A 4,855-nucleotide genomic window follows, 5' to 3' on the forward strand; every position below is an offset into this window, starting at 1 on the left:
GTTATGGATGACGCCGACCTCGGCATCGACCACGCCATACTCCGCATGCAGCCAGGCTGCCAGCGGCACGAAGGCGTTGACGGTGCATGAGCCATACGAGAGGACGCCGGCTGCATGGTCGAACGTCTTGTCGTTATGGCCGAACACCAGCGTCTGGTCCGCACCCGGGCATGTGGCCGAAACGATCACGCGGCGGGTACGGCCGCGCAGGAACGGCCGGCTCGCGACACCGCTGGAGAAGCCGCCCGAACATTCCAGCCACCAGTCTGCCTGCCCCAGCCACGGAGACGCCATGGCCGGCCCGTGCCAGTAGGGGATGCGCAGCGCTGCGCGGCCGGGTTTGAGGATGCACAGGCAGTCGTCTTCCGCGTGGATCGCGCAATCGGCAAAGGAGGGCTTGGTTTCCTCCTGCAGCATCCGCAGTGCGGACGTCAGGCTATGGTGCGCATCCTGCATGGCCATGAGCTGCACGCCGCAATCCGGGCGATCCAGCCATGCGCGCAGCCAGTGCAGGCCGAAGCGGCCCAGCCCGTGCAGCACTGCGGTGGGGGAATGTCCGGCCACGGGTTACGGCTGCAGGCTGGCGAGGATGCGTTCGCGCAGCGCTGTCGTCGACACCTCGTTCGAGCGCGGCGTCCAGCTCAGTCCGATGCCCATGGCCGCGATGCGCGGCTCCAGCCGTTGCCATCGCGCCGAGCCGCGCCAGTCTTCGCCAATGAAGACGTGGTCGACGCGCAATGCCTCCATCCAGCGCAGTACGTCTTCGGTGTCGTCGAGGGTGCCCGGTTGCAGCATGACCTCGTCGACCCAGCCCAGTCCCTGGACGATCTCCACGCGTTCGCCTTCGGGCATGGCCGGGGTGCGCTGCTTTTTCGCGAGCACCGTCGCATCACGCGTGACCAGTGTCACGAGCGTGCGGCAGCGTGCGCGCGCGTATTGCAGGTAGCGCAGGTGGCCGACGTGGAACAGGTCGAACACGCCAATGGCGAGGCCGCGCCCGGGCAAGGCCGGCGCGGCAGCGGAGGGAGCGGGATGGACTGGCATAGCGGGGGCGGCATCTCCGGAGGATCGATGCCGGCATGGAATGGCTCGCACTATACCGGCCAGGGCTATGGGTCAATTCGGCAAAAAGCGTGGGGAAATCCGTTCTAGCCCATCTCGGCGGCCACGCTGACGCCATTGCCGCCCCGTTCCATCCTCACGCTCAGCCACGCCACCAGCAGCGCGGCCAGTGGCGCGAGCGCGGCTACCCACGGCAGCGCCGCCAGGCCGGGGCCGTGGTCGACGACCATGCCGCCGAGCCACGCGCCGATCCCGTTGCCGAGGTTGAAGGCCGCGATATTGAAGCTCGACGCGAGATTCTGGCCTGCGCCGCTGGCGTGGTGCAGCACACGCAGCTGCAGCGGCGACACCGTGGCGAATGCGGCTACGCCAAGGATGCCGACAAAGATCGCGACGGCCGGCTGGTTGTGGACCGCGAAAGTCATGGCCGCCAGCACGGAGGTGAGCGTGGCGAGCGAGCCCAGCAGCGCCGAGGTGGGCTGGCGGTCCGCGAAGCGCCCGCCCAGGATATTGCCGAGGATCATGCCGCCGCCGAACAGCAGCAGGATCGGCGAGACGGCGCTTTCGCTGAAGCCGGCCACGCGCGTCAGCAGCGGCTGTACATAGGTGATCACGGCAAAGACGCCTACGGACTGCAGCACGGTCATCAGCAGGCCGAGCAGTACCTGCGGACGTACGACGGTGGCGAGCTCCTCGCGCAGCGCAACCGGGGCGGTCTGGTCGCGGCTCTTGTCCACCAGCGCGGCAATCACGGCCAGCGAGACCACGCCGATCAGCGTCATGGCCCAGAAGGTGGCGCGCCAGCCGAGATGCAGGCCGAGCCAGGCGCCGGCGGGCATGCCGAGCAGCGTGGCCAGCGTGAGGCCCGAGAACATGACGGAGATCGCCGAAGCGCGGCGTTCGGCCGGCACGAGGCCAGTGGCCACGACGGCGCCGACGCCGAAGAAGGTGCCATGGGTGAGCGAGGTCAGCACGCGCGCGATCATCAGCGTGGTGTAGTCGGGCGCCAGCGCGCAGGCGGCGTTGCCGATGGTGTAGATGACCATCAGCGCGAGCAGCACGGCCTTGCGCGGCATGCGGCGGGTCAGCAGGGTGAGCACCGGTGCGCCCGCGAACACGCCGAGCGCATAGCCGGAAACCAGCATGCCGGCGGCGGCAATGCTGACGTGCAAGTCAGTGGCCACTTGCAGCAGCAGGCCCATGATGACGAATTCGGCGCATCCGATGCCGAAAGAACCGGCGGTCAGCGCATAGAGCGCAACGGGCATGCGGCCGCTGCGTGGCGGAGGGGAGATTGGGTTGGACATGGTGGAGGCGCTTGTGGAATGCAGGGTGGGAGTGCAGGAAGACTGGAGTGTCAGCCTTTTCATCTTCATTAAAAACAGGCAATATCGATAATCAGTTTCAATGGAATCTTGATAATCATGGACCGCATCGGCGATATCGGTTTGTTCCTCCGCGTGCTGGATCTCGGTTCGATCAGTGCCGCCGCGCGCAGCATGGACTTGTCCGTGGCGGTCGCGAGCCAGCGCCTGCAGCGGCTCGAACGCGATCTCGGCGTCCGTCTGCTGCATCGCACTACGCGACGCCTGCACGCGACCCCGGAAGGCGCGATCCTGGCGGAGCAGGGCCGCGCGCTCGTCGAAGACCTCGATGCGCTGGGCAGCTCGCTACGCCAGGCGGGTAGCGGGATCTCCGGCACCTTGCGGCTGACCACGTCGTCGTCGTTCGGGCGCTTGTATATCTCGCCGCTGCTGCCGGAATTCATGGCGATCCATCCCGGGCTGAAGCTCAGCTTCACCATGACCGACAACGTGCTGGACCTGGTCAGCGCCGGCTTCGACCTGGCGATCCGCATCGGCACGCTCGACGATTCGACGCTGGTTGCGCGCAAGCTGGCCAGCAACCGGCGGCTGTTGTGTGCCGCGCCGGACTACCTGCGTCGCCGCGGTACGCCACGCACGCCGCAAGACCTGGCCAGCCATGATTGTTTGGTGCTGGTGGGCAGCCAGGGGCGGCAGGACGTCTGGCACATCGGGGACGGGGCGGGTGGGGAGATCGCCGTCCGCGTGCGCGGGCCGATCGAGGCCAACTCCGGCGAACTGCTGGCGGATGCCGCGCTGGCCGGCCTGGGGATTGCCATGCATTCGGCCTGGCACGTCTGCGCGGCGCTGCGCAAGGGACAACTGGTGCCGGTGCTGGCCGATTACCCGCTGGCGGAGTCGGGCATCTACGCGGTCATGCCGCAACGCCGGCTGGTGCCGCCGCGCGTGCGGGCCTTCGTGGATTTCCTGGCCGAACGCTTTGGCGAGAACCCGCCGTGGGAGCGCCCGGCCTGACGGGTTGCGCCCCAGTGCAACCGGTGCCTAAAAAATGGGCGGCCCGGTGCGTTGACGCACAGACGGGGCGTTTGGCGGGTGACGAGCGAGGATATCCACAGATTCTGTGGATATCCTCGCGGTTTTTCAACATGGGTTTTCACTGTCGACGCGACGCCCGGCTTGAGGGTATTCTGAGCAGTCCGCCCCGGCCTGCCGCTGCCGTTCGGCGCCCCCGCCTGCATTCCCTTCCTTCCGATCCCATGCGAAACCAAGGGCTGACGGCAGTACCGATCCTGACGATGCTGGTTGCCGCTGTCATGGCGGCCGGTTGCGTGGCGCAGTATCGCGTGCCCTCGGGCGCGCCGGCGGCCAGTGTACGGTTGATGACGGATACCGACGACAACACCACCTTCACGGTGGTGGACCCGGCCAAATGCCCGGTACCGGCGCGCCCGCTGGTACTGGCCGGCACCGGCAAACAGCTTTCGGCAATCGGCAAGGACCGCGGACTCGACATGGCAGGGAGCTCGCCCGAGGCGCCTTCGCGCACGCGCGAGCGACAGGTCGAGGCCGGGCGACGGATCTATGTGGGGGTGAGTTCGATGGCCGCGCCACCGGCGCCCGAACTGCGCTGCGCGGCGGGCGTGTCGTTCGTGCCCGAGGCGGGCGCGCAATACGAAATCCGCTACAAGCGTGACGAGACGGCGAGCCAGTGCTCGGCCCAGGTGCTGCGCCTGCACCCACTACCGTCAGGCGGTGCGCGGCCCGTGGTCGAGCCGACGCAGCAGGGCTTTCGCGCGCTGAGGAAGGAATACGTCTGCCAGGCGTCCTGAGACTGCCCGGAAGCGCCGGCCCCTGACCCCAGGGGCGGCCGGCGGGGATGACGACTGAATTACGACTCGATCAGGAACCGTTCCGGGCGCTTGCCCAGCCATGCCGGGGCGCGACCACGGCCCGACCACGTCTTGCCGGTCTTCGGGTCCATGTACTTCGCCGGCAGCGGTGCGTGCTCTTTCTTGGCGGCGGTGTTCGAACCAGCCGGGCGGCCACGGCCGCGGCGCGGCGCGATGTCGTCCGGGGTCAGGCCGTATTCGGACATCAGCGAGCGGATCTGGTCGATCACGCCGGCGACTTCAGTCGCCCTTACTTCATTAAGCTTGGCTTCGAGCGCTTCTTTTTCTGCAAGAAGTTGTTTGTATGTCGCCATTTATATTCCCCTTTTTCTGCAATAGGCCGCTGCATGGTACTGGAACTCGATGCCGATTTGGCATTGTCGTTGCAGCGGTGGACACAAAAAATTTTACAAAATATAACGCAGATTGCACGGGTCTATTGTTACAGACTGTGTGATGGGGGATATGGCAACCGGTTTTACACATCTTTGACCGACCAAGGCGACCAGAGCGTCCAGGAAAAGCGTTTACATTCAACGACTTGAAGCGGTACTTGTAAACTCTCGGAGTCTCGCGTTT

The 4,855-nt window shown here is 66.4% G+C and carries 5 protein-coding genes and 1 pseudogene; 2 read left to right on the forward strand and 4 right to left on the reverse strand.

Annotation, left to right across the window (positions count from 1 at the left end; genetic code table 11):
* From KHO41_RS40615 to KHO41_RS40625, 3 genes and pseudogenes are all read right to left on the reverse strand, one after another.
* Nucleotides 1-564 (reverse strand): annotated as a pseudogene (locus tag KHO41_RS40615) (hypothetical protein); the annotation flags it as partial.
* Between the two features lie 3 nt (nt 565-567).
* The gene (locus KHO41_RS40620; RefSeq protein WP_211958832.1) at nt 568-1,044 is read right to left on the reverse strand and encodes an adenylyltransferase/cytidyltransferase family protein; all 477 of its coding nucleotides are present in this window, start codon (nt 1,042-1,044) and stop codon (nt 568-570) included.
* Between the two features lie 104 nt (nt 1,045-1,148).
* Nucleotides 1,149-2,330, reverse strand: coding sequence for an MFS transporter (locus tag KHO41_RS40625; protein ID WP_211958833.1), 1,182 nt, complete (start codon nt 2,328-2,330; stop codon nt 1,149-1,151).
* A 156-nt stretch (nt 2,331-2,486) separates the two neighbouring features.
* On the opposite strand from KHO41_RS40625, the gene KHO41_RS40630 reads away from it, so the two are divergent.
* Both KHO41_RS40630 and KHO41_RS40635 read left to right on the forward strand, forming a co-directional pair.
* Entirely contained in the window at nt 2,487-3,401 is a 915-nt protein-coding gene (locus tag KHO41_RS40630; protein ID WP_211958834.1) for a LysR family transcriptional regulator, read from the forward strand.
* 242 nt (nt 3,402-3,643) lie between these two features.
* Nucleotides 3,644-4,216 carry a hypothetical protein gene (locus tag KHO41_RS40635; RefSeq protein ID WP_244874278.1) on the forward strand — a complete coding sequence of 191 codons (573 nt, stop codon included), beginning with the start codon at nt 3,644-3,646 and terminating at the stop codon, nt 4,214-4,216.
* A 59-nt stretch (nt 4,217-4,275) separates the two neighbouring features.
* On the opposite strand, the gene KHO41_RS40640 is transcribed toward KHO41_RS40635, so the two are convergent.
* Nucleotides 4,276-4,590, reverse strand: coding sequence for an H-NS histone family protein (locus tag KHO41_RS40640; RefSeq protein WP_011301104.1), 315 nt, complete (start codon nt 4,588-4,590; stop codon nt 4,276-4,278).
* Nucleotides 4,591-4,855 lie beyond the last annotated feature (265 nt).

It is taken from the genome of Cupriavidus numazuensis, from assembly GCF_905397435.1.
Classification (GTDB): domain Bacteria; phylum Pseudomonadota; class Gammaproteobacteria; order Burkholderiales; family Burkholderiaceae; genus Cupriavidus; species Cupriavidus numazuensis.